Source organism: Ruegeria sp. HKCCD6604 (assembly GCF_013110635.1).
Classification (GTDB): domain Bacteria; phylum Pseudomonadota; class Alphaproteobacteria; order Rhodobacterales; family Rhodobacteraceae; genus Ruegeria.
In genome coordinates, this window is record NZ_WVQW01000025.1 from 1 (window position 1) to 2,643 (window position 2,643).

Annotated in this window: 2 protein-coding genes; one reads left to right on the top strand and one right to left on the bottom strand. The window is 52.2% G+C overall.

The features are described 5' to 3' along the window. On the bottom strand, window positions 1–910 hold a 910-nt coding region (locus GS614_RS21915), incomplete at its 3' end, for a DUF3604 domain-containing protein (RefSeq protein ID WP_171727324.1). 183 nt (window positions 911–1,093) lie between these two features. On the opposite strand from GS614_RS21915, the gene GS614_RS21920 reads away from it, so the two are divergent. Further along, on the top strand, window positions 1,094–2,269 hold the full coding sequence (locus tag GS614_RS21920; RefSeq protein ID WP_170557555.1) for an aminotransferase class V-fold PLP-dependent enzyme: 1,176 nt from the start codon (window positions 1,094–1,096) through the stop codon (window positions 2,267–2,269). The last annotated feature ends 374 nt before the right edge of the window (window positions 2,270–2,643 follow it).

Consider the following 2,643-nt stretch of genomic DNA (forward strand, 5'->3'; position numbering starts at 1 on the left):
GTTCGTATAGTCTTTCCCATTTGTTTCGCGCTTCTGCGTATGCGGGATCTAACGGCACCCCATCCGCGAAGTCATCAACTAACGGGAACATCCAACCGTTAGACAAGTTCCCATTGTGGGGAATAGCAAGAACACGCCCACCTGTCGTTTGCTCATAGTTCTCCAACCACTTCCAAAGATCACGAGGGTTGGGTGAGCCCACAGGTGGCGTTGTTGTATAAGGCAGTATCTGTTTTGTGAGCTCAGGGCCGTCGCGAAAGATCACATTTCGGTGCAAATTGTTCCCTGCAACAAGAGATGTCCATTCATAGGCGATAAAGGTGCTGAACACGCCGGGGTCATTGTACTCTTCCGCGGCATCGATAATTTCATCCCAAACACGGGCATACGCTGGGTTGCCCGGTTGATAGTTCAGCGCAGGGGAAACCTGTCCTTGAGCAAACGCCGCTGTAAGCTCGAGCGCAGCCGCTAGAGCGGCTTCTCCACCCTTATTGAATTCTTCATGGAAATATCTGCCTTGCTCATCTGCCAAGATGTTGGGAGCACCCCCGATGATGTCGGTAATAGCACCCATCGCATCCGAATGATCTGTAATCATGAAGAAATCGAGAGGCATCGACAACTTTACAGGTTGCCCCGTGTTCGACACAACTTCTTCTCCACGCGCAAACCGATAGGCATCGCGCGGCATGAGGCGCGTACCGCCTCCACCAGCATCCCCGGAAAGACCAGTATGAACGTGAGTGTCACCAAAATAGACTTGAGTTGGATATGCGCGCTCAGCGTAAGGTGAATAGGGTCGACCGGAAGGACCGGTAAGTCCTGACGGATTTATTGCATCCTGAGCTAAGACTGGGCTCCCCAGAATGAGAGCTGCTGGCAAAACATAGCGAAACAATTTTTCCTCCATAATTGAAGGCACCTTACCACAACTCTGCTCGAGAAGTTATTTCGACTGAGTTCGAAGGGTTGCTAAGTCCGCGTGGCAGACAATCACAAAAATACTGCGTATGACGTCGTCGAGCGCGAACTTGCTTCCTTCCTGCGTTGCCGCCAATGTCTGATTTCAAGCACACTATGAGGTTAGTTTAAGATGATCGATGTCGATCAAGTTCGTGCCGATACCCAAGGTATTGCTCATTCAACTCACCTTTTGGCCTGTGGCTCAGCGCTCATGCCCACATGCGTTGTTAAGGCCGTTGTCGCGCATACCCAGCTTGAAGCGCAAATCGGGGGTTATGAGGCTCAAGCCAGTCAGGCCGAACCTTTAGAAAAAGTGTATCGTTCGGTGGCCGGACATATTGGTGCTGCTGCTCAGGAAATAGCCTTGATGGAGAACGCAACAGTCGCTTGGTGCCATGCGTTCTATGCCCTTCCGCTAAAACAGGGTTCGCGGATTCTTACCTGTGAAGCGGAGTATGCGGCCAACTATGTTGCGTTTCTCCAAAGAGCAAAACGCGACAACTTGAAAATCGAAGTCATACCGTCTGATGAAAACGGAGCGATGGATCTGGCCGCGCTTGAGGAAGCGATGGGGGATGATGTCGGTGTTGTTGCAATCACTTGGGTCCCTACGAACGGTGGCTTGGTGAACCCGGCCGTCGAAGTTGGTCGTATCGCAAATGCGCACGGCGTTCCCTACCTTTTGGATGCATGTCAAGCAGCGGGCCAGATGCGGATCGATGTTGAAGAACTCGGATGCGATTTTCTGTCAGCCACAGGTCGAAAATACCTGCGCGGGCCGCGGGGGACAGGGTTTCTCTACATCAAAGACAAATGGTTGGACTTCTTGGAACCCGCAATGATCGACCATTTTGGTGCACCTTGGGTAGCTCGAGACAAGTATGAACTGCGTGAAGACGCCAGGCGGTTTGAAACCTGGGAAAACTCCTATGCACTACGGGCAGGACTTGGAGCGGCAATCGACTATGCCGACCAGATTGGGATCGACCAGATCAATGATCGTGTTACGTTTCTAGCCGAGGAAGCGCGAAAAGCTCTCTCGGAAGTGTCGGCTGTAACGGTGCGAGATTTGGGCAAATCTCGTTGCGGAATTGTCAGTTTCTCTATTGAGGGGTTTGAAACCCAATCAATCGTCAAGCAAATGGCAGCGTCAGGTTATGTCATCGGGGCATCAGCCCCCTCGAGTACGCGGATCGACTCGGAACGTCGTAACTTACCAACGCTGCTGCGCATCGCGCCCCATTACTACAATACGGAAGAAGAAGTGCGCGGTGCTGTAGAACGTCTCTCTTCTCTTATTCATTGAAGCAGCGCTAGAGCTTGCCTCAAAAAGCAGACGTTGGGGGCACAGGCAAAAGACCGCTTTGTCCGCGAAGCTGGTATTTTAAAGTCTGGTCGCGAATGTCCGCTTCGGGCTGCGACCAGCCAACCATGCTTGCCGCAAAGAATGGCCGCATCGAGCCCACTTTGACCGATGCTGCTCGATGCCCCAATGACAGCAATGCGCAGAAAGCAGACTTTGCAAAGTCCGGTTGACCACATTGTCCACCAAAGGCGACAGTTCTGCTTCGCGACTGGGCTATACATAGCCCTCAAAGCGTATTGTTTGCGGGACTTCAGTTGCACCGTTTTCCTGAGCGAGTAGGGCGCTTGCTGACGAAAAGGTAGCAAGCGCAAAAA

Bases quoted from the DNA above. Each gene is read 5' to 3' on its own strand.
- GS614_RS21920 (WP_170557555.1), top strand. From the start codon at position 1,094: ATGATCGATGTCGATCAAGTTCGTGCCGATACCCAAGGTATTGCTCAT.